Genomic DNA, 20,259 nt, shown 5'->3' on the forward strand with positions numbered 1-20,259 from the left:
GCGGTCGGTCAGCCCAGCGCCTTCTCCACAGCCGCCGTGATCTCGCTCTGGTCGAAGTGGTTCCGGATCACGATGACCTCGGCGTAGGTCGTCCCGATGGCCTCGACGAACTCCTGGCTCGTGAGGATCACGTTGGCGTCGTCGGACACGTCCCGCACCGAGGCGACGTCGGCGGCGATGACCTCTGCGGTCAGTCCGAGCGTCGCCAGAGCCTTCTCCGCGTTCACCTTGAGGATCGCGCTGGCACCGATGCCCGCGCCGCAGATGGTCACGATCTTCATGCCGTCGTCACTCCCATGATGGCCCGGACCTCGTCGGCCGTGACGGCGGCAGCGAGCCGCCCGGTGACCGAGGCGTCGTTGAACAGGTTCGCGATCGCGCCGATCGACTCGAGGTGCGTCCCGACCTCGGCCACGGCCAGGCCGAGGACGACCGAGACCGGGTCGTTGTGCGGGTGCCCGAACACGACCGGTGCGGCGAGGGTCACGACCGCCAGACCGTCACGCAGCACGCTGGACCCCGGCCGGGCGTGCGCGAACGCCAGCCCCGGCGAGATGACGATGTACGCCCCGTGTTCCTCAACCATGCCGATCATGGCGTCGGTGTACGCGTCGGTGGTCGCTCCGGAGGCCACGAGGGCGCCGCCGGCCGTCCGCAGCGCGTCACGCCACGACGACGCGGACGCCCCGAGGACGACGGCCGGGTCCGGCAGCGGCGGCAGGCCCATCGACTCAGGCCTCCGCGTACCCGGCGGTGATCGCGGCGATGATCTCCTCGCGGTCCTCCAGCGGCAGGAAGGTCCCGAGCGCGGCGTTGATCTGGAACGCGGCCAGGTCGTCGAGGTCGTAGCCGAACGTGCCGGCCAGCAGCGCGAGCTCCTTCGACAGCGAGGTGTTGCTCATCAGGCGGTTGTCGGTGTTCACCGTGACGCGGAACCCGAGCTGGTACAGGACGTCGAAGGGGTGGTCGGCCAGGTCGTCACCCCACGCGGCGATGGCGCCGGTCTGCAGGTTCGAGGACGGCGAGACCTCGAGCGGGATCTCACGGTCGCGGACCCAGGACGCGACCTCGCCGAGGGTCGCGAGCATCGAGCCGTCGCCGCCGTCCGACAGCGAGACGTCCTCGAACACGCGGACGCCGTGGCCGAGTCGCAGTGCGCGACCGTCGACGAGCGCCGAGCGGATCGACGCGAGACCGTCGGCTTCACCGGCGTGCACCGTGACGGGGAACAGCTCGGAGGCCAGGTAGTCGAACGCCGCACGGTGGTCCGACGCCGGGAACCCGGCTTCGGCGCCGGCGATGTCGAAGCCGACGACGCCGTGGTCGCGGTGGCGGACGGCGAGCTCGGCGATCTCCATCGACCGGTCGGCGTGCCGCATGGCGGTGACGAGCTGGCCGATCCGGATGGACCCGCCGGCGGCGTCGACCGCTTCCTCGATGCCGGCCTGCACGGCTTCGACCGTCTGGTCGAGGGTCAGGCCACGCTGCAGGTGCTGCTCAGGCGCCCAGCGGATCTCCCCGTAGACGACGCCGTCGGCGACGAGGTCCTCGACGAACTCCTTCGCGACGCGGGTCAGACCGGCTGCGGTCTGCATGACCGCGGTGGTCACGTCGAAGGTCTTGAGGTACTCGACCAGGGAGCCGGAGTTCGACTGGTCGGCGAACCACGTGGCGAGCTCGGCCGGGTCGGTGGTCGGCAGCTCGACGCCGTCGGTCGCGGCGAGCTCGATGATCGTCGCGGGGCGGAGGCCGCCGTCCAGGTGGTCGTGCAGCGAGACCTTGGGGAGGTCGTTGATGACCGCTCCGGCGTCGGGCAGGCGGTAGATGGGGGCGGCGTCACTCATGCGCCCAAGGCTACCGGTGGTCACCGGCCGCCGCAGGGCGCCGTCGACAAGGGTGTGGACCATGGACTGGAGGCTCCCCACACGTCGTGCGGGGAGCCTCCAGTCCGGATGGTGCGATGCGGGCAGCGGGCCGCTACTGGATCCGTTCGCGCACGATCGGTCCGCGCTCGGGCGCGGACTCCCCGATCGACCACGCCCCCTCGAGCGACTCGAGGGCCCGCTCGAAGCGGGCCGGCTCGTCGGTGTGCAGCGTCCACAGCGGCTGGCCTGCGGTGACGGTGTCGCCCGGCTTGACGTGCAGCTCGATGCCGGCGCCGGCCTGCACCGGGTCCTGCGCCCGGGCCCGTCCGGCACCCAGGCGCCACGCCGCGATGCCGAAGGGGAGCGCCTGCTGGGTGGTGAGCACACCGGACTCGGTGGCGGTGACGACGTGCGTCTCCGCTGCGACCGGCAGTGTGGCCGAGGCGTCGCCGCCCTGCGCCTCGATCATCCTGCGCCAGGTGTCCATCGCGCGGCCGTCGGCGAGTGCGGCGGCCGGGTCGGCGTCGGTGACCCCGGCCAGGCGCAGCATCTCCTCGGCGAGCGAGAGGGTCAGCGACACCACGTCGGCGGGACCACCGCCGGCGAGGACCTCGACGGACTCACGGACCTCGAGGGCGTTGCCGATCGTCAGGCCGAGCGGGACCTCCATGTCGGTGAGGAGCGCCGAGGTCGCGACCCCGGCGTCCTTGCCGAGGTCGACCATCGTCTGCGCCAGCAGCTTCGACTGCTCGAAGTCCGCCATGAACGCGCCGGAGCCGAACTTCACGTCGAGGACGAGCGCTGCGGTGCCCTCGGCGATCTTCTTCGACATGATGCTCGACGCGATGAGCGGGATGCACTCGACCGTGCCGGTGATGTCACGGAGGGCGTAGAGCTTCTTGTCGGCGGGTGCCAGGCCGGAGCCCGCGGCACAGATGACGGCACCGACGTCCTGCAGCACCGCCGTCATGCGCTCGTTCGAGAGTGCCGCCTGCCATCCCGGGATCGACTCGAGCTTGTCGAGCGTGCCACCCGTGTGCCCGAGTCCGCGGCCGGAGAGCTGCGGCACCGCGACGCCGAACGTGGCGACGAGCGGTGCGAGCGGCAGGGTGATCTTGTCGCCGACGCCTCCGGTGGAGTGCTTGTCGACCGTGGTCTTGCCGAGCGAGCCGAACGACATCCGCTCCCCCGACGCGATCATCGCGAGCGTGAGGTCCCGGATCTCCCGACGCTCCATGCCGTTGAGGAAGATCGCCATCGCGAGCGCGGCCATCTGCTCGTCACCGACGTAGCCGCGCGTGTACGCGTCGACGAGCCAGTCGATCTCGGCGGTGGACAGGGTCCCGCTGGAGCGCTTCGTGCGGATGAGGTCGACGGTGTCGAACGGCTCGACGGCCATGTCAGTGCTCCTGCCGGTAGGTGGCGAGGGTCCGCGGGCCGAAGGCGTCCGGCAGGACCTCGTCGATGGTGCGGATGCCCGAGACCGTCTCGAGGAGCATGCCCTCGGTGGAGTGCTCGAACAGCAGCTGGCGGCAGCGGCCGCACGGCATCAGGGTCGCCCCGTCGCCGTCGACGCAGGTGAACGCGACGAGCTTGCCGCCGCCGGTCATGAACAGCTGCGACACGAGCGAGCACTCGGCACACAGGGTCACACCGTACGAGGCGTTCTCGACGTTGCAGCCGGACACGATCCGGCCGTCGTCGGTGAGCGCCGCGGCCCCCACCGGGAAGGACGAGTACGGCACGTAGGCGCGGCCCATCGCGGTCGTGGCCGCCTCGCGGAGAGCGTCCCAGTCCACGTCGACGTGGGTGCTCCCGTCGATCGGTGCCTCGGCGTCGGCCGGGAGGCTCGTGGCCGGGTCCGTCCAGACCGGCTCGCCGGTCTCGGGGTCGGTGCCGACCCCGTGGTCTCCCGCAGCGTTCGTGTCGGTCATGTGGCGTGCCTCCCGTGCATGGTGCGGTGTCGCGCGCTCTCGCGCGCCGTCGTGCGGTGTCGTACAGCGGGACACCGGTGTCGGTCCATCGAACCGCGTGTCGACGCGGTTCGACCGACGGACACCGGTGTCCCGCCGATCAGCTCAGTTCTTGATGTAGGGCTTGCCGGACGCCGCCGGGCCGCGCGACTGCCCGACCAGACCGGCGACCGCGAAGATCGTCACGACGTAGGGCAGCATCAGCAGGAACTCGCTCGGCACCGGCGAGTTGATCGCCCCGAGCGTGTTCTGCAGGTTCGACGCGAAGCCGAACAGCAGGGCTGCCAGCGTCGCCTTGATCGGGTCCCACCGGCCGAAGATGACCGCGGCCAGGGCGATGTAGCCCGCGCCCGCCGTCATGTCCTTCGTGAACGGACCGACCGCGTCGAGCGTGAAGTAGGCGCCGCCCAGACCCGCGATCGCACCGGCGAGCGAGACGTTCCAGAACCGCGTGCCGGTGACGTTGATGCCGACGGTGTCCGCCGCCTCCGGGTGCTCGCCGACCGCGCGGAGGCGGAGGCCCCAGCGGGTCTTGAACAGGGCGAAGGTCACCACGGCCACCGCGATGTACGCCAGGTAGACGATGACGGTCTGCTCGAAGAGCACCGGGCCGATCACCGGGATCTGGTGCAGGACCGGGATCTCGATCTTCGGGAAGCGGATGCCGACGTTCAGGGTCGTTTCGGACGGCGAGAGCACCTGCGAGTACAGGAACCCGGTGAGCCCGGAGATGAACGCGTTGATCACCACACCGACGATGACCTGGTCGACGAGGTACTTGATGCTGAACGCCGCGAGGACGAACGACACGAGCACACCCGCGACGAGCGCACCGATCAACCCGACCCAGGCGGACCCGGTCAGCGAGGCGATGAGCGCCGAGGTGAACGCACCGGCGAGGAACTGTCCCTCGATGGCGATGTTCACGACGCCGACGCGCTCGGAGATGACCCCGCCGAGGGCGCCGAACACCAGCGGGACGCTGAGGCCGATCGCGCCGACCAACAGGCCGGGCAGCGGGATCGTCTTGCCGGCGGCTGCCCAGGTGAGGAACCCGACGACGAAGACGACCGCGAAGACGCTCGTCAGCCACAGCGGCACCGGACGGTACCGCCCGACCAGGAAGAAGGCGACGGCGGTGCCCAACGACAGCAGGACGACGACGACCACGCCGGTCGCCAGCGACGGCAGACCGACGTTCGGCAGCTGCACGAAGTCACCGGCGTTGGCGAGTCGGAACGTGGTCGTGCCGCCACGGCGGACGCCGAGGAACAGCACGGCGGCGAGCACCGAGAACACGGCGAACGCGATCGGTGCCTTCCAGCTGCGGGTGGTCTCGACCGCACGGTCGGCGACGGGGGTCGCCGGGACCGCGGTGGGACTGAGGGTGCTCACGCGGCGACCGCCTTCCGCTCGGAGTTCTTACGGGTGCGACGACGTGCGCCCGGCTGCGGGATCCGGAAGACCGCGCGGACGAGCGGCGGGGCCGCGATGAACAGGACGATGAGTGCCTGGATGACGCCGACGATGTCGATCGGGATGCCGTTGGCGGCCTGCATCGCGTAGCCACCGTTCTTGAGCACCCCGAACAGGATCGCGGCCCAGAAGGTGCCCCACGGCTTCGAGCGGCCGAGCAGCGCGACGGTGATCGCGTCGAACCCGATGCCGGCGTCGATGCCCGAGGTGAAGCCGGTCGTGACGGCGCCCTCGACCTGGTAGGCGCCGGCGATGCCGATGAGGGCGCCCGAGATGACCATCACCCAGATGGTGAGCATCGGGACGCTCATGCCCGCGACGCGAGCGGCACGGGGGTTCTCGCCCACCGTGCGGAAGCGGAACCCGAGCGACGACTTGTTCATCAGCCACCACACGACGACGACCGCGATGAGGGCGACGATGAAGCCGACGTCGATGCCGAACCGCGAGCCGAACAGCGACGGCAGGACCGCCGAGTCGCGGGTCGCCGGCGAGATCGGGTTCGGGCTGCCGCCGGCCTGCAGGAGGCCGGGGGTGCGGAGCATGAAGCTCACCAGGTACAGGGCGACGTAGTTGAGCATGATCGTCAGGACGACCTCGTTGGCACCGGTCCGGGCCTTGAGGAGTCCGACGATGCCTGCCCACACCGCACCGCCGACGATGCCGGCGAGGATCGTGAGCGGGATGTGCACGACGGCTGGCAGGTCGAACGAGAACCCGACCCAGCCGGCGGCCGCGGCGGCCATCAGGACCTGTCCCTGACCGCCGATGTTGAACAGGCCGGTGCGGAACGCGACCGCGACGCCGAGACCGGCGGCGATGAGCGGCACCGCGTAGTCGACGGAGCGCGTGATCGGGGCGATCGCGGTCGCGAACGACGGGGCACCGAAGTTGATGACCGAGCCCTGGAACAGCGACGAGTACGAACCGCCGACGGCCGTCCCGACCGCCCGGAGCGTGTCGAGCGGACGGGCGAAGAAGTACCCGGCTGCGGCCTGGACGTCCTTGTCGGTGAGGGCGATGAGGACACCGCTGGCGACGAGGGCCAGGACCACTGCGAGGACGGTGGTCAGGACCGAGCCGTTCACGATGCTCCGGAGCGCGTCGCTCCAGCGTCCTTCGCGGCGCTCGCTGTCGGTCGCCGAATCGGTCATCAGGTGCGGTGCGCCGGTGACCTCCTGCAGGCGGTCGTCGACGGCGGGCGTCGCGTCGGCACGCGTCGTGTCGGCACGCGTCGCGTCGGCACGCGTCGTGTCGGCGTCGGCCGGGAGGCCCGTGGTCGCGTGGGTGGGTGTGGTGCGGTCCGACGGCGTGGTGCCGTCGTGCTGCGGCGTGGGGTCGCTCACGCGGCGAGCTCCGTTCCTGCGGGCAGTTCGCCCGCCATCATGAGTCCGAGGACGTCCCGGGGTGTGGACGCGGGGACGATGCCGACGATCGCGCCGCGGTACATCACGGCGATCCGGTCGGCGAGCGCGACGACTTCGTCGAGCTCGGTGGAGACGACGATCACCGGGACGCCGCTGTCGCGGGTCTCGACGATGCGCTTGTGCACGAACTCGATCGAGCCGACGTCGATGCCGCGGGTGGGCTGCGCGGCGACGAAGAGCCGCAGGGGGCGGCTGAGTTCGCGGGCCAGGACGATCTTCTGCTGGTTGCCGCCGGAGAGCCGGCCGGCCGCGGTGGTCCGGCCGGGCGTGCGGATGTCGAACTCGGCGATCTTCTCGTCGGCGAAGGCGTCCCGCTCGGCAGCGCGGATGGTGCCGGCACGGACGAAGTCGGCGGCGTCGGCGCGGTCGAGCATGAGGTTCTCGGCGATGGTGAACTCGCCGACCAGGCCGTCTTCCTTGCGGTCCTCGGGGACGAACCCGACTCCGGCGTCCAGGATCTGCTTGACGCTGCGGCCGGTGACCTCGCGCCCGTCCAGGGTGATCCGGCCGGAGCGCACCGGCTCGAGGCCCATGATCGCCTCGGTCAGCTCGGTCTGGCCGTTGCCCTGCACGCCCGCGATCGCGAGCACCTCGCCACGGCGGACCGTGAACGAGACGTCGTCGACCAGCACGAGGCCGGCGGGGTCGGTGACGGTGAGACCCTCGACGACCAGGGCTGCCTCGCCCGGGGTGGCCGGGGCCTTCTCGACGACGAGTTCGACGCTGCGGCCGACCATCAGCGCCGCGAGTTCGCTGTTCGACGCGGTCGGGGACGCTTCCCCCACGACCTTGCCGAGGCGGATCACGGTGATGCGGTCGGCGACCTCACGGACCTCGCGGAGCTTGTGCGTGATGAAGACGATGGCGGTGCCGGCCTCGCGGAGCTGGCGCATGATGCCCATCAGCTCGTCGGTCTCCTGCGGGGTGAGGACGGCCGTCGGCTCGTCGAACACCAGCACGGAGGCGTCACGGGAGAGCGCCTTGATGATCTCCACGCGCTGCTGGACACCGACGGGCAGGTCCTCGACCCGGGCGTCGGGGTCGACGTCGAACCCGAACCGCTCGGAGATCTCACGGACACGTCTGCGGGCACCGGCGAGGTCGAGACGGCCACCGAACGCGGTCTCCTCCTGCCCGAGCATGACGTTCTCGGCCACGGTGAAGACGGGGACGAGCATGAAGTGCTGGTGCACCATGCCGATGCCGGAGCGCATGGCGTCGCCCGGTCCGTCGAAGTGCTGGACGACGTCGTCGAGCAGGATCTCGCCCTCCTCGGCCTGGTACATGCCGTAGAGGACGTTCATCAGGGTCGACTTGCCCGCACCGTTCTCGCCGAGGAGACAGTGCACCTCGCCCGGTTCGACGGTGATCGAGATGTGGTCGTTGGCGACCAGGGTGCCGAACCGCTTCGTGATGCCGCGGAGTTCGAGCTTCATGTCGGTGAGTCTATTTCTGTCTCGGGCGCGCACGGGTCCCCGTGCGCGCGAGAACGCGGGCGGAGGAGTGATCCCCCGCCCGCGTTCGTCGGACTACTTGACGGATGCCTCGGTGTCGACCTTGACCGAGCCGTCGATGATGCCGGCCTTGATCTCGTCGAGCTCACCCTGCAGACCCGAGTCGACCTTGGACTCGTAGTCGTGGAACGGCGCGATGCCGACGCCGTCGTTCTTCAGCGTGCCGACGTACGGGGTCTTCGAGTAGTTGCCCTTGGCGGCCTGCTCGACGACGTCCTTGACCGCGGGCTTCATGCCCTTCTCGATCGAGGTGAAGGCGATGTCCTTGTAGCGGGGGTCGGCCTCGTAGAGGTCGCTGTCCGCGCCGATGAGGACGGAGCCGTTGTCGGCGTCCTTGATCGCCTCTGCGGCGGACTGGTAGATCGGGCCACCGACCGGCAGGATCACGTCGGCGTCCTGGTCGAGCAGCGACTGCGCGACCGACTTCGCCTGGGTGCCGGCCTCGAAGCCACCGGTGAAGGAGCCCTTCTGGCTCTCGACGTCCCAGCCGACGACCTTGACGTCCTTCTTCTTCTGCTCGTTGTAGTACGCGACGCCGTCCGCGAAGCCGTCCATGAAGATGGTGACGGTCGGGATCTGCATGCCGCCGAAGGTACCGACGGTGCCGGACTTCGAGTACGACGCGGCCGCGTAGCCGGCGAGGAACGCCGCCTGCGAGGTGTCGAACGTGATCGGCTTGACGTTCTTCGCGTTGATCGAGTTGTCGTCGATGATCGCGAAGTCGGTGTCGGGGTTCGCCGCGGCCTGCTTCTTCGTCGAGGCGGCGAGGTTGAAGCCGACCGTGACGATGAGGTTGCAGTTCTGGTTGACGAGCTGCTGGATGTTCGAGTCGTAGACGGTGGCGTCCTTGGACTCGGCGTCCTTGTACTGGGCACCGAGCTCGGACGCGGCGTCCTTCATGCCCTCGAAGCCGAGCTGGTTGAACGACTTGTCGTCGAAGCCGCCCGCGTCGGACACCATGCAGGGCAGGAAGTCGGACTTCTTGGACGAGGTCGAGTCGGACGGTGCGGATGCGCAGCCGGCGAGCACGGCGACGGTGCCGACGAGCGCGAGGCCGCTCATGGCGACGCGGCGGGTACGAGATGACACGGGGGTTCCTCCGGGGAGATCGGGAGTCGGCCCGGAGTCACTGCGCACCGGGCGATCGTGAGGACAGTACACGACCGGCCGGGCGGTACAGGACCGGTCCGGAGCCCCTCTGACATCGGTTACGCGATCGCGACCGCGTCGTAACGCGCCGGAAACGCGATGGCTCGTCCGTGACCCCAGTTCGCGGGGTTTCGTGATGGAGCGCTACAGCCGGGCCACGGTCTGGAGGATCGTGCAGGCATCCCGCACATCCGCCGGTCCACAGGGTGGTTCAGAAGTCCTCGTCCGCGTCGCCGGGGAAGCACAGCGAGAGAGCCTGGACCGCGTACTGCCCCTCCGACACCGTCAGCCGGATCGAGTCGGTCCGCCCGCCACCACGACCCACGATGGTCGGGCGGTCCGCCGTCCCCCAGTGGTCGATCGTCATCCCCTGGTGCTGCCACCGTGCCTCGGTCGCAGCGACGTCGCCGGTGCCCGCGCGGGTGACGAGGTACCGCCACTTCGCACCCTGGTCGCCGCCGGGGAGCCGGCAGTCCTCCAGGTAGTCGGGGCCGGTCCGCGGCTGCCACCTCCCGCCGAGACGGCCGGTGACCGCCTCGACGTCGTCGACCATCTGCTGCTGCGCGACGTCGCGGTTGACGGCCGGGACAGCGTGCTCGGACGTTGGTGCCGGTGCGGGGGCCGGACCGGCCGCGGAACAGCCGACGAGCGCTCCGACGACGAGCACAGCGGTCCCGAGGACCCCGGCGCGTCGGCGCAGCCTGCGCTCAGAGCACATCAGCGTCGCCCGGGAAGCAGAGCGAGACGCTCTGGACAGCGGTCAGACCGGGGGCCACGGACAGGCTGATCGATGAAAGACGACCCCCACCGCGTCCCACGAGGGTCGGCTCGGAGGCGGTTCCCCACCGTTCCACGGTCATCCCCTGCTCGCGCCATCCGCGTTCGACCGTCGGCATCTGGTCTGCCACGCCGTCGTTGCCCGTCCTGGTGACGAACGAGGTCCACCGCGCCATCGCCCGGCCATCGGACCCCATGCAGTCCTCGGCGTAGTCCGGCCCACTCCGCTGCCGCCAGTCACCCCCGAGTCGCGTCGTGACCGCGTCGACGGCATCGACCATCTGCCGTTGTGCGGTCTCGGCGTCGAGCACCGGTGTCGCCGTCTCGCTCGGTGTCGGTGTCGGAGCGGGCGACGCACAGCCGACGAGCGCGCCGACGACGAGCACACTGATCGCGGACGCGGTCCACCGGCGTGCGGTGATCGTGTCAGAGCTCATCGGGGTCCCCGGGGAAGCACAGCGACACCGCCTGGACCCCGTACTGGTCATCAGAGACCGAGAGGCCGTTCGAGTCCGTCACCGCGCCACCGAGTCGGTCCGGCCCCCGGGAAGCACCACGCCTCGATGGCGCTCCCCACAATGTTCTGGCACTGCGCACCCTGCTCATCGTCATGCAGAACACAGCTGCCTTAACCCCGTCACAAGTCGTCAGCGTCACCTGTGAAACACACCGAAATGGCCTCAACACCATAGAGGTTCTTTGCCACTGAGAGACTGATCGATTTCGTTCTGTCACCACCGCGGCCCACGATTGTCGGCTCTTCCTCTGTACCCCAGTGATCGATGGTCATGGCCTGCTGCTTCCAGCGCTCTTCCATGCCGGCCACGTCCTTCGCGACGTCCCCAACCGAAGGCCGCGTGACGAGATAACGCCATTGCGCCCCTTGCCCCCCGTCCGGGAGCTCGCAGTCTTCGGCGTACCGCGGCCCAGTTTCCTTGTGCCACTCTCCGCCGAGGCGCTTAGTCGCGTCGTCGACCGCAGCAATCATTTGATTCAAGGCAGTTTCGGAATCCACCGAGGATGTCCTTTCTGGTTCCGGTGACTCAGCTTGGGACTGTGTACAACCCGCTGCCAGCAGACTCAGCACCACGACTGTTAGCGAGCCGACAGCCCCGCGCCTCCGAATCATTTCCCTCGTCATCGGCTTCCTTCCTCGTAGCCCCCGGCATCTAGTAACAATTGATCGCGTTTCGTCATTGGTATCGGGTCTGAGGGAGTGAGTTTCTCGTCGTGGCCAGTGGTCGCAGCGGCGACGTTGTATAGCGTCTCGGTTCCGGAGTCGAGGTAACCAGCGCCATCGGCGTGTAGAGGATCGTGATGCCGAACGGCTTGAAGTGCATTGCCTTCGAGACCGGACCCTCCATTAGCACCGAACGTAGTCGCGCCGAATGCTGGTTTCGACGGGTCGACGTGATGGCCATGGCTGAAGCTCCGGCCTACCGTCGCCCACTCGTCCCCCTTTCCGCCTTCGTCGAAGAGCACGTTCCGTGCCTGTCCGGCGTAAACCTCGCCGGCGTGGAGGTCGTCCGCCGAATCGACCGCGTCCGGCAGACCAGCGGAGGCCAGGGCAACAAATCTGTCGACGTGGATGTCCGACCGGGAGAGCGCGACCCCCGCTGTCGTCGTGCCGTACGAGTGCGCGACGATGTTCGTGGTGGGCATGCCATCAGCCCGGACGGCGTCTAGTCCGTGTACGGACGCCGCCAGCTTCTCGGCACCGGCTTCCGCTTTGTCCATGCCGAGGACAGTCGTCTCTCCGGGGGTCTCGTAGCCGATCCAGGAGATCACAGCACGATCGCTGTCTCCATCAGCAAGCTTCTGACGGTCGTAGATGTTTTGCGCGGCTCGAGTCCACGACGACATGTCTGCCGTCGTCGTGTTCATACCCGGCACTGCCCAGGTCACGTTCTTGGCGGTGTCGAGGTCGCCGACCGACACGGCCGCGAGCGGTGGGACGTCGTCGGTCAAGGAGACGAGGTGTCGCTCGCCGGAAGCCTTCTTACCGAGGGTGGCCTCGATGTTGAGCAGGGCCTTCAACTCCTTCTCGAGCGAGGCGATCTGCTGCTGGAACGGCGTGCCGTACTGACCCGACCAGGCGGACCCGGTCTGCGCGGTCGCCAGCTGGCTCTCGAGCTGGTCGATGCGGAGACCGAGCACCGATCGGTTGGCCGTGTCTCGTGCCCAGTAGGCAACGCCCTCGAGGTTGCCCAGCTTCTCGAGCACCGACTGCGGTAGAGCGCGGAGTGCCGGCGCATCCGCCTTCGACAGCCCTAGCGCTGCCCACCGCTTCGCGACCTCGGCCGGGGTCAGGCCCTCCGCGAACAACGCATCGAGCACCGGTGGCGTCCGCCCGTTCGTGGCGACGGCGAGCACCATGTCGGGGAGCGCTCCGGCTCCCCCTGCTTTCTCGAAGGCGGTGGCGACGTGCTCGCTCCACGTGCAGTCCGACTCGTTGTGCTGCAGGTACTGGCGGAATCCGGAGAGCGCGCTCTGCCCGTCGACGACCGCCCAGCCGCACGATGCCGTGAAAGTGGACCATGCGGTCTGCAGACGCTGCAGCTCGGCGTCGGCGGCGCCGTCGGCCGAGCGGGTGGTGGACACGAAGGTGCGCAGGTGGGTCGGGTCTGCCGAGCTCTTCCCGCTGCCGTCGCCCCCGGCCGAGTGCGGACGCTGCCGTGCGTGGAACGCCGCCGTCAGCGGCTTCGGGGTGATCGGCGTGGTCGAGGGTTCCCGGTCGGTCACGAACTCCCACAGGGGCACCGCCACCCCCGCGACACCGCCACCGGATGCCTGGACGAAAGCGTTGCGTTGTGCTTCACGCTGCTTCCACGCATCGTGGTCGCTGATCCGCTGACGTTCCTCCACGGCCTGTCGGCTCACCGCATCGATGTCGTCAGCGAAGTCGGCGAGGACCCCGGCGAGCTTGCCCCGGTCCTCGGCCTCGATCACGGCGGCATCCTGGAACCGCTTCGCGTAGGCCCCGGAGAAGTCCTGCGGACCTGTCGTCACCGCCCCGGAACGCTTGCCCGCTTGCCCGCGCAGGACGCCATCCGCGGTGCGCAGCGCATCGCTCAACGCTGACGCGTCCCCTGCGTCGTACTCGATGTCCGCCATCTGCTCTCCCCCGGCTCCCCCGCAACCCCCGCTGCGACCACCCACGATGGTGCGGCATGCCCCTCCTGGCATGCTGACGGGCGCTCCTCAGAGCACGTCGTCCCGCCCGCTGATCTTCAGCGCGTCCACCACGCCCTTGACCCGCTGCGCGTTCGCGCTCGTGGTGACGAGCAGCGCGTCCGGGGTGTCGACGACGACGATGTCCTCGACCCCGATCAGCGAGATCAACCGGTTGCTCTGCGACACGACGATGCCGCTCGCCGAGTCGGCCAGGATGCGGGCGTTGTCGCCGAGCACGGCCAGGTTGTTCTTCCGCCCGCCGGACTGCAGCTTCGCGAGCGAGGCGAAGTCGCCGACGTCGTCCCAGTCGAAGTCGCCGGGCACGACCGCCATGCGCCCGGCAGCGGCAGCGGGCTCGGCGACGGTGTAGTCGATGGCGATCTTCTTCAGCGCGGGCCAGATGCGGTCGACGACGATCCCGCGCGCGGAGGTGTCCCACGCGGCGGCGAGCTCCTCGATGCCAACGAGCAGCTCGGGCTCGTTGCGCCCGATCTCGGCGAGGAGCACATCGGCGCGGCTGATGAACATGCCCGCGTTCCAGAGGTACGACCCGTCGGCGACGTACTTCTTCGCGGTCTTCAGGTCGGGCTTCTCGACGAAGGACCGGACGGCGTGTGCGGTGGTCGCGCCCGCGACGTCGAGCGACTCGTCGGCCGCGTGGATGTAGCCGAAGCCGATGGCGGGCTCGGAGGGCGTGATGCCGATCGTCGTGATGAACCCGGCGCGGGCGGCGGCGACGGCCTCGCGGACGGACCGGCGGAACCCGCGGGCGTCGCCGATCACGTGGTCGGCGGCGAAGGAGCCGATGACGACGTCCGGCTCGCGGCGGTGCAGGATCGCGGCGGCGAGACCGATCGCGGCGGTGGAGTCCTTCGGCTCGCTCTCGAGCACGACGTTGTGGTCCTCGACCCCGGGGAGCTGCGACTCGACGGCGACGCGGTGGGCGCGGCCGGTGACGACCATGATGCGGTCGGGTCCGGCGAGCGGCTCGAGCCGGTCCCATGTCTGCCGCAGCAGGGACGACCCGGAGCCGGTCAGGTCGTGCAGGAACTTCGGGGCGTCGGCGCGCGAGAGCGGCCACAGGCGCGATCCGATGCCGCCGGCCGGGATGATCGCGTAAAAGTCGTCGAGTGCGTCCGTCACGCGCCCACCGTACCGGCGCACCCATGCGGCAGCTGCGCGTCGTCTGGACGTGTCGTGGACGACCCCGGTGTCGGCGCACGGTCTGTTCACCCCTCGCGCGCACCGCGTTCACGTCGCACCCCCCGGTCGTCCACGCGTCGGCGTGAGCATGGGCCGTGCCATGAACGCACGCAGCGTGGAGCGAGGCGACGAGTCCCCCAGGACCGTCGCCGTCGTGACCGAGAGCTTCCTGCCCACCCTCAACGGCGTCACCACGAGCGTCCTCGCGGTGCTCGAACACCTGCGACGTCGCGGCCACCGGGCCGTCGTCATCGCCCCGGACACCCCCGGCCTGGCGGCCTGGCGGTCGCGCTCCGAGCAGGAGCGGCACCTGGGCTTCGACGTGCACCGGATCCCCGCGGTCGCGTACCGGCAGTTCCCGGTCGCGCTCCCGCACCCGGTCCTCGACACGATCCTCGCCGCGTCTGGCGCCGACGTGCTGCACGCCGCCAGCCCCTTCCTGTTGGGTGGGCGCGCGATCACGGCGGCCGGGAGGCTCGGCATCCCCTCCGTCGCCGTCTTCCAGACCGACGTGGCCGGGTTCGCACAACGGAACGGCCTGTCCGCAGCGGCCCCGCTGGTCCGCCGGGTCCTCGGGCGCATCCACGCGGGAGCGTCGCTGACGCTGGCGCCGTCCTCGGCGACGGCCGCGATGCTCGCGGAAGCGGGCGTCCCACGGGTGGCCCGCTGGGGTCGTGGTGTGGACACGGCCCTCTTCCACCCGGACCGTCGCTCCTCCGCCCACGTCCGGGCCCTGCGCCGGCGGATCGCCCCGAACGGGGAGACCGTCGTCGGCTACGTGGGTCGGCTGGCACCGGAGAAGGAGGTCGAACGGCTCGCGGAGCTCGGCGGCATGCCGGGCATCCGGGTCGTGGTCGCAGGAGGGGGTCCCTCCCGGGCACTGCTCGAGCGGCGCCTGCGTCACCTGGACGTGACCTTCACCGGTCCGCTGCGCGGCGATGCGCTGGCGGACGCGTACGCGATGCTCGACGTGTTCGTGCACACCGGGGCCGCTGAGACGTTCGGGCAGACCCTGCAGGAGGCCCACGCGGCCGGCCTGCCGGTGGTGGCCCCGGCCACCGGCGGACCGCTCGACCTGGTGTCGCCGGGTCTGGACGGCGAGCTGTACGACCCGGCAGCGCCGCTGGCGCTCCGCGCGGCCGTGGCGCGGTTGCACGCCGACCGGGCACTCGCCGAGCGGATGGGCTCCGCGGGTCGACTGCGGGTCGAGGGCACGACGTGGGAGTCGGTCGGGGACGAGTTGCTCGCCCACCACGAGACGGCGCGGACGATCGGCGCTCCGCCGGCCGTGCCCCGCACCGCCCGCTCCGGGTGGCACGAGAACGTCGGTGCCCGGACGTAGGATGGTGTCGTTCCACACGAACACGACGGCAACGGCGCGCCGATCGGTGCGCCGGCCCTACGGGAAGGCGAGCTCATGGCCGAGCAGACCGCAGGCGGGACGGCGACAGCCACCCCGCAGGTGACCATCGACGGTACGTCGATCGACGCACCTCGGACGCGCGCGCCGCAGGGCACGCTCTACCGCGGCTCGATCGGGATGTGGTCGTGGGTGCTGCACCGGATCACCGGCGTCGCCATCTACTTCTTCCTGCTGGTGCACATCCTCGACACGGCACTGGTCCGGCTCTCGCCCGAGGCCTACAACGCCGTCATCGGCACGTACAAGACGCCGCTGATGAACCTGGGCGAGATCGCCCTCGTCGCCGCCATCGTGTTCCACGCGTTCAACGGGCTGCGGATCATCCTCATCGACTTCTGGTCGAAGGGGCCGAAGTACCAGCGCGCCATGTTCTGGGTCGTCCTCGTGCTCTGGGCAGTGGCGATCGCGGGCTTCCTGCCGCGCCAGCTCATGAACCTCGTCGCCGACTTCAACTGAACCGAGGGCTGTCATGACCACCGAGACCGTCGCACCGCCCCGCAGCGCCGACGCCGCCCGCCGCACCACCAACTGGGAGAAGTGGGGCTGGATCTACATGCGGGCCTCGGGCGTGCTGCTCGTCGTCCTCATCTTCGGCCACCTCTTCGTGAACATGGTCGCCGGCGAAGGCGTCAAGCAGATCGACTTCGCCTTCGTCGCCGGCAAGTGGGCGAGCCCGTTCTGGCGGATCTGGGACACGCTGATGCTCTGGCTCGCGCTGATCCACGGCTCGAACGGCATGCGCACGATCATCAACGACTACGTCGGCAAGGCCGGGGTCCGCAAGACCCTGCTCGGCGCCGTGCTCGTCGCGTGTGTCCTCCTCATCGTCCTCGGCACGCTCGTGTGCTGGACGTTCGACCCGTGCCCCGCCGGCGCTGCCGCTGCGGACCTGCCGTCCTTCTGCCCCGCGCAGTAGACGTCGTACCGCACCCGCCGACACCCCGCACGCTCCACCTCCTGATCGAAAGACCCCTGTGACCGACATCACCGTGCACCACCACCAGTTCGACATCGTCATCATCGGCGCAGGAGGCGCCGGCATGCGGGCCGCCATCGAAGCCGGGCCGAAGGCGAAAACCGCCGTCATCTCGAAGCTGTACCCGACGCGCTCCCACACCGGAGCGGCGCAGGGCGGCATGGCGGCCGCCCTCGCGAACGTCGAAGAGGACTCGTGGGAGTGGCACACCTTCGACACCATCAAGGGCGGCGACTACCTGGTCGACCAGGACGCCGCCGAGATCCTGGCGAAGGAGGCCATCGACGCGGTCATCGACCTCGAGAACATGGGCCTGCCGTTCAACCGGACGCCCGAGGGCAAGATCGACCAGCGACGGTTCGGTGGCCACACCCGAGACCACGGCAAGGCCCCGGTCCGCCGTGCCTGCTACGCGGCCGACCGCACCGGCCACATGATCCTGCAGACGCTGTTCCAGAACTGCGTGAAGCTCGGGGTCAACTTCTTCAACGAGTTCTACGCGCTCGACCTCATCATGGTCGACGTGGTGGGCGACGACGGCGTCACCCGCAAGCAGCCGGCCGGCGTGGTCGCGTTCGAGCTCTCGACCGGGGAGCTGCACGTGTTCCACGCGAAGGCGATGGTCTTCGCGACCGGTGGCTTCGGCAAGATGTACAAGACCACCTCGAACGCACACACGCTCACCGGTGACGGTGTCGGCATCGTCTGGCGGACCGGGCTGCCGCTCGAGGACATGGAGTTCTTCCAGTTCCACCCGACCGGGCTCGCGGGCCTCGGCATCCTGCTGACCGAGGGCGCCCGTGGCGAGGGCGCGATCCTCCGCAACGCCTCGGGTGAACGGTTCATGGAGCGCTACGCCCCGACCATCAAGGACCTCGCGCCGCGCGACATCGTCGCCCGCTGCATGGTGCAGGAGGTCGCCGAGGGACGCGGCGCCGGTCCGAACAAGGACTACGTGCTGCTCGACTGCACGCACCTCGGTGCCGAGGTGCTCGAGACGAAGCTGCCCGACATCACCGAGTTCGCCCGCACCTACCTGGGCGTCGACCCGGTCGTCGAGCCGGTGCCGGTGATGCCGACCGCGCACTACGCGATGGGCGGCATCCCGACCAACGTCAAGGCCGAGGTCCTCTCGGACAACGACACCGTCGTCCCAGGTCTCTACGCCGCCGGCGAGTGCGCCTGCGTCTCGGTGCACGGCTCGAACCGTCTCGGGACGAACTCGCTGCTCGACATCAACGTGTTCGGCAAGCGCTCGGGCAACAACGCCGCCGAGTACGTGCAGACGGCCGAGTTCCTGCCGCTGCCCGAGGACCCCGCGGCGAACGTGCGCGGCATGCTCGAGCAGCTCCGGGCCTCCACCGGGACCGAACGTGTCTCCGTGCTCCGCAAGGAGCTGCAGGAGGAGATGGACAAGAACGCGCAGGTGTTCCGCACCGACGAGTCCCTCGCCCGCGTGACGGAGACCATCCACACGCTCCGGAACCGCTTCATGCAGGTCTCGGTGCAGGACAAGGGCAAGCGGTTCAACACCGACCTGCTCGAAGCGGTCGAGCTCGGGTTCCTGCTCGACCTGGCCGAGGTCGTCGTGTACTCGGCACGGAACCGCAAGGAGTCCCGCGGCGGCCACATGCGCGACGACTACCCGAAGCGCGACGACGAGAACTACATGCGGCACACCATGGCGTACCTGACGGGCGACCCGCACTCGTCCCTCGCCGACGACCACATCACGCTCGACTGGAAGCCGGTCGTGATCACCCGGTACCAGCCGATGGAGAGGAAGTACTGAGATGACCGACACCCTGGTCTCCGACGCGCCCCGCACCGACACCGTGCAGGACGCCCCTCCCGGATCGTTCTCCGTGACGGTGATCGTCCGACGCTTCGATCCCGACGTGGACGACGAGCCGCGCTGGCAGGACTTCGACGTCATGATGCTGCCGACCGACCGCATCCTGGACGCGCTGCACAAGATCAAGTGGGAGCAGGACGGGTCGCTGACGTTCCGACGCTCCTGCGCGCACGGCGTGTGCGGCTCCGACGCGATGCGCATCAACGGCCGCAACCGCCTGGCGTGCAAGACGCTGATCAAGGACCTGGACATCTCGAAGCCGATCTACGTCGAGGCGATCAAGGGCCTGCCGCTCGAGAAGGACCTCATCGTCGACATGGAGCCCTTCTTCAAGTCGTTCCGCGAGGTGCAGCCGTTCCTGCAGCCGAAGTCGGCGCCGGAGAAGGGCAAGGAGCGCATCCAGTCGGTGGCCGACCGTGCCCGCTTCGACGACACCACCAAGTGCATCCTCTGCGCCGCGTGCACGTCCTCGTGCCCGGTGTTCTGGACCGACGGCCAGTACTTCGGCCCGGCGGCGATCGTCAACGCGCACCGCTTCATCTTCGACTCCCGCGACGACGCGGCCGACGTGCGCCTGGACATCCTCAACGACAAGGAAGGCGTCTGGCGCTGCCGCACGACCTTCAACTGCACCGACGCCTGCCCCCGCGGTATCCAGGTGACGAAGGCGATCTCCGAGGTCAAGCAGGCCGTCATGCGCGGCCGGGCGTAGCACGCCGATGCCGACAGGAACGTCATGGGCGGGCGCGCTAGGCTCCCGCTCATGACGTTCGCGGACACCCGCCCCATCCTGGATCAGCTCGGCTACACGGTCCGGTACGTGCAGCTCCCCGGTGAGACGCTCCACGAGCCGCCGGTGGAGGGTGCACTGCGCATCGTCCCGGTCGACGCCGGCTCCTTCGCGCTCGAGGTCGTCGACTACGGCACCGCCCGTCGCCTGGCCACGGCCGGCAACGAGGCTGACGCGGTCGAGATGCTCCGGCGCTTCCTGAACCGGCCGTTCCCGGACGCACGCGACATCCGCCGCAGTGACCTCGACCAGATGCGGGACCGGTCGGCGTCGACCTACCCGCAGCTGGCGCAGCAGGTCGCCTCGACCGGTGACGCCGGTCTGACCATCCAGATCCCCGCCGGCGTCCCCGTCGACCGTATCGGCGGACCGGACGGCTACCTCCTGCACCCGCTCGAGACGCCGCTGCCGGCACGATCGCTGCCGCCGCACACGGCCGCCTCCCCCGAGGTGCACCGGTACGTCGTCGAGCGCCCGTTCCTCGTCACCGTCCGGTTCGTGCGGCCGTGGTTCGACCAGCCGGGCGGTGCGCTCCGGTTCGAGATCGCGAACCCGACCTCGACCGTCCGCGACCTGGTCGTCGACGGATCGCTGGCCCGCGTCCGCGTGGTCTGAGTCGTCAGTCCGTTCCGTCCCACGACGAAGCCCTCCTCCCCG

The 20,259-nt window shown here is 69.6% G+C and carries 20 protein-coding genes; 6 read left to right on the forward strand and 14 right to left on the reverse strand.

All coding sequences use genetic code 11. From position 1 onward, the window contains the following. Positions 1–8: 8 nt before the first annotated feature. The 14 genes from DEJ33_RS05620 to DEJ33_RS05685 form a co-directional block, all read right to left on the reverse strand. The gene (locus DEJ33_RS05620; RefSeq protein ID WP_111194456.1) at positions 9–281 is read right to left on the reverse strand and encodes a PTS sugar transporter subunit IIB; all 273 of its coding nucleotides are present in this window, start codon (positions 279–281) and stop codon (positions 9–11) included. After that, positions 278–727 carry a PTS sugar transporter subunit IIA gene (locus DEJ33_RS05625; protein WP_110902717.1) on the reverse strand — a complete coding sequence of 150 codons (450 nt, stop codon included), beginning with the start codon at positions 725–727 and terminating at the stop codon, positions 278–280. Before DEJ33_RS05625 ends, DEJ33_RS05620 begins: the two co-directional genes overlap by 4 nt. Before the next feature lie 4 nt (positions 728–731). Next, positions 732–1,844 carry an adenosine deaminase gene (locus DEJ33_RS05630; RefSeq protein ID WP_111194457.1) on the reverse strand — a complete coding sequence of 371 codons (1,113 nt, stop codon included), beginning with the start codon at positions 1,842–1,844 and terminating at the stop codon, positions 732–734. 133 nt (positions 1,845–1,977) lie between these two features. Beyond that, positions 1,978–3,264, reverse strand: a complete 1,287-nt coding sequence (locus DEJ33_RS05635; RefSeq protein WP_111194458.1) for a thymidine phosphorylase — start codon at positions 3,262–3,264, stop codon at positions 1,978–1,980. 1 nt (position 3,265) lies between these two features. Further along, positions 3,266–3,799, reverse strand: a complete 534-nt coding sequence (locus tag DEJ33_RS05640; RefSeq protein ID WP_375342141.1) for a cytidine deaminase — start codon at positions 3,797–3,799, stop codon at positions 3,266–3,268. Between the two features lie 144 nt (positions 3,800–3,943). Next, positions 3,944–5,233 (reverse strand): ABC transporter permease, encoded by a 1,290-nt coding sequence (locus tag DEJ33_RS05645; RefSeq protein WP_111078230.1) that lies wholly within the window; start codon positions 5,231–5,233, stop codon positions 3,944–3,946. Beyond that, positions 5,230–6,660: an ABC transporter permease gene (locus tag DEJ33_RS05650; RefSeq protein ID WP_375342142.1), complete on the reverse strand. Its 1,431-nt coding sequence runs from the start codon at positions 6,658–6,660 to the stop codon at positions 5,230–5,232. The genes DEJ33_RS05645 and DEJ33_RS05650 overlap by 4 nt, the downstream gene beginning before the upstream one ends. Beyond that, a complete protein-coding gene (locus tag DEJ33_RS05655; RefSeq protein WP_111078231.1) occupies positions 6,657–8,177 on the reverse strand; it encodes an ABC transporter ATP-binding protein in 1,521 nt (506 codons plus the stop codon). The genes DEJ33_RS05650 and DEJ33_RS05655 overlap by 4 nt, the downstream gene beginning before the upstream one ends. 93 nt (positions 8,178–8,270) lie before the next feature. Beyond that, positions 8,271–9,344, reverse strand: coding sequence for a BMP family protein (locus DEJ33_RS05660; protein ID WP_110902712.1), 1,074 nt, complete (start codon positions 9,342–9,344; stop codon positions 8,271–8,273). A gap of 271 nt (positions 9,345–9,615) precedes the next feature. Further along, complete coding sequence (locus tag DEJ33_RS05665) at positions 9,616–10,071, reverse strand: hypothetical protein (protein ID WP_111194459.1); 456 nt, start codon at positions 10,069–10,071, stop codon at positions 9,616–9,618. A 40-nt stretch (positions 10,072–10,111) separates the two neighbouring features. Further along, complete coding sequence (locus DEJ33_RS05670) at positions 10,112–10,618, reverse strand: hypothetical protein (RefSeq protein WP_111194460.1); 507 nt, start codon at positions 10,616–10,618, stop codon at positions 10,112–10,114. A gap of 200 nt (positions 10,619–10,818) precedes the next feature. Beyond that, positions 10,819–11,196 (reverse strand): hypothetical protein, encoded by a 378-nt coding sequence (locus DEJ33_RS05675; protein WP_146242536.1) that lies wholly within the window; start codon positions 11,194–11,196, stop codon positions 10,819–10,821. 122 nt (positions 11,197–11,318) lie between these two features. Further along, positions 11,319–13,295 carry an alpha/beta hydrolase gene (locus DEJ33_RS05680; protein ID WP_181437258.1) on the reverse strand — a complete coding sequence of 659 codons (1,977 nt, stop codon included), beginning with the start codon at positions 13,293–13,295 and terminating at the stop codon, positions 11,319–11,321. 87 nt (positions 13,296–13,382) lie between these two features. After that, a complete protein-coding gene (locus DEJ33_RS05685) occupies positions 13,383–14,498 on the reverse strand; it encodes a mannose-1-phosphate guanylyltransferase (RefSeq protein WP_111078320.1) in 1,116 nt (371 codons plus the stop codon). A 160-nt stretch (positions 14,499–14,658) separates the two neighbouring features. Between DEJ33_RS05685 and DEJ33_RS05690 the strand changes: the two genes are divergently transcribed. From DEJ33_RS05690 to DEJ33_RS05715, 6 genes are all read left to right on the forward strand, one after another. After that, the gene (locus DEJ33_RS05690) at positions 14,659–15,900 is read left to right on the forward strand and encodes a glycosyltransferase family 1 protein (RefSeq protein ID WP_258374766.1); all 1,242 of its coding nucleotides are present in this window, start codon (positions 14,659–14,661) and stop codon (positions 15,898–15,900) included. Between the two features lie 75 nt (positions 15,901–15,975). Then, the gene (gene sdhC / locus DEJ33_RS05695; RefSeq protein ID WP_110902704.1) at positions 15,976–16,437 is read left to right on the forward strand and encodes a succinate dehydrogenase, cytochrome b556 subunit; all 462 of its coding nucleotides are present in this window, start codon (positions 15,976–15,978) and stop codon (positions 16,435–16,437) included. 13 nt (positions 16,438–16,450) lie between these two features. Beyond that, positions 16,451–16,897 (forward strand): succinate dehydrogenase, hydrophobic membrane anchor protein, encoded by a 447-nt coding sequence (sdhD, locus tag DEJ33_RS05700; RefSeq protein ID WP_111044342.1) that lies wholly within the window; start codon positions 16,451–16,453, stop codon positions 16,895–16,897. A 58-nt stretch (positions 16,898–16,955) separates the two neighbouring features. Beyond that, entirely contained in the window at positions 16,956–18,749 is a 1,794-nt protein-coding gene (gene sdhA / locus DEJ33_RS05705; protein ID WP_111078237.1) for a succinate dehydrogenase flavoprotein subunit, read from the forward strand. Between the two features lies 1 nt (position 18,750). Then, the gene (locus DEJ33_RS05710) at positions 18,751–19,524 is read left to right on the forward strand and encodes a succinate dehydrogenase iron-sulfur subunit (protein ID WP_110902701.1); all 774 of its coding nucleotides are present in this window, start codon (positions 18,751–18,753) and stop codon (positions 19,522–19,524) included. A gap of 51 nt (positions 19,525–19,575) precedes the next feature. After that, positions 19,576–20,217 (forward strand): TNT domain-containing protein, encoded by a 642-nt coding sequence (locus DEJ33_RS05715; RefSeq protein ID WP_181436566.1) that lies wholly within the window; start codon positions 19,576–19,578, stop codon positions 20,215–20,217. Positions 20,218–20,259: the final 42 nt, after the last annotated feature.

Origin of the sequence: Curtobacterium sp. MCPF17_047 (genome assembly GCF_003234045.1) — a bacterium.
Taxonomy (GTDB): domain Bacteria; phylum Actinomycetota; class Actinomycetes; order Actinomycetales; family Microbacteriaceae; genus Curtobacterium.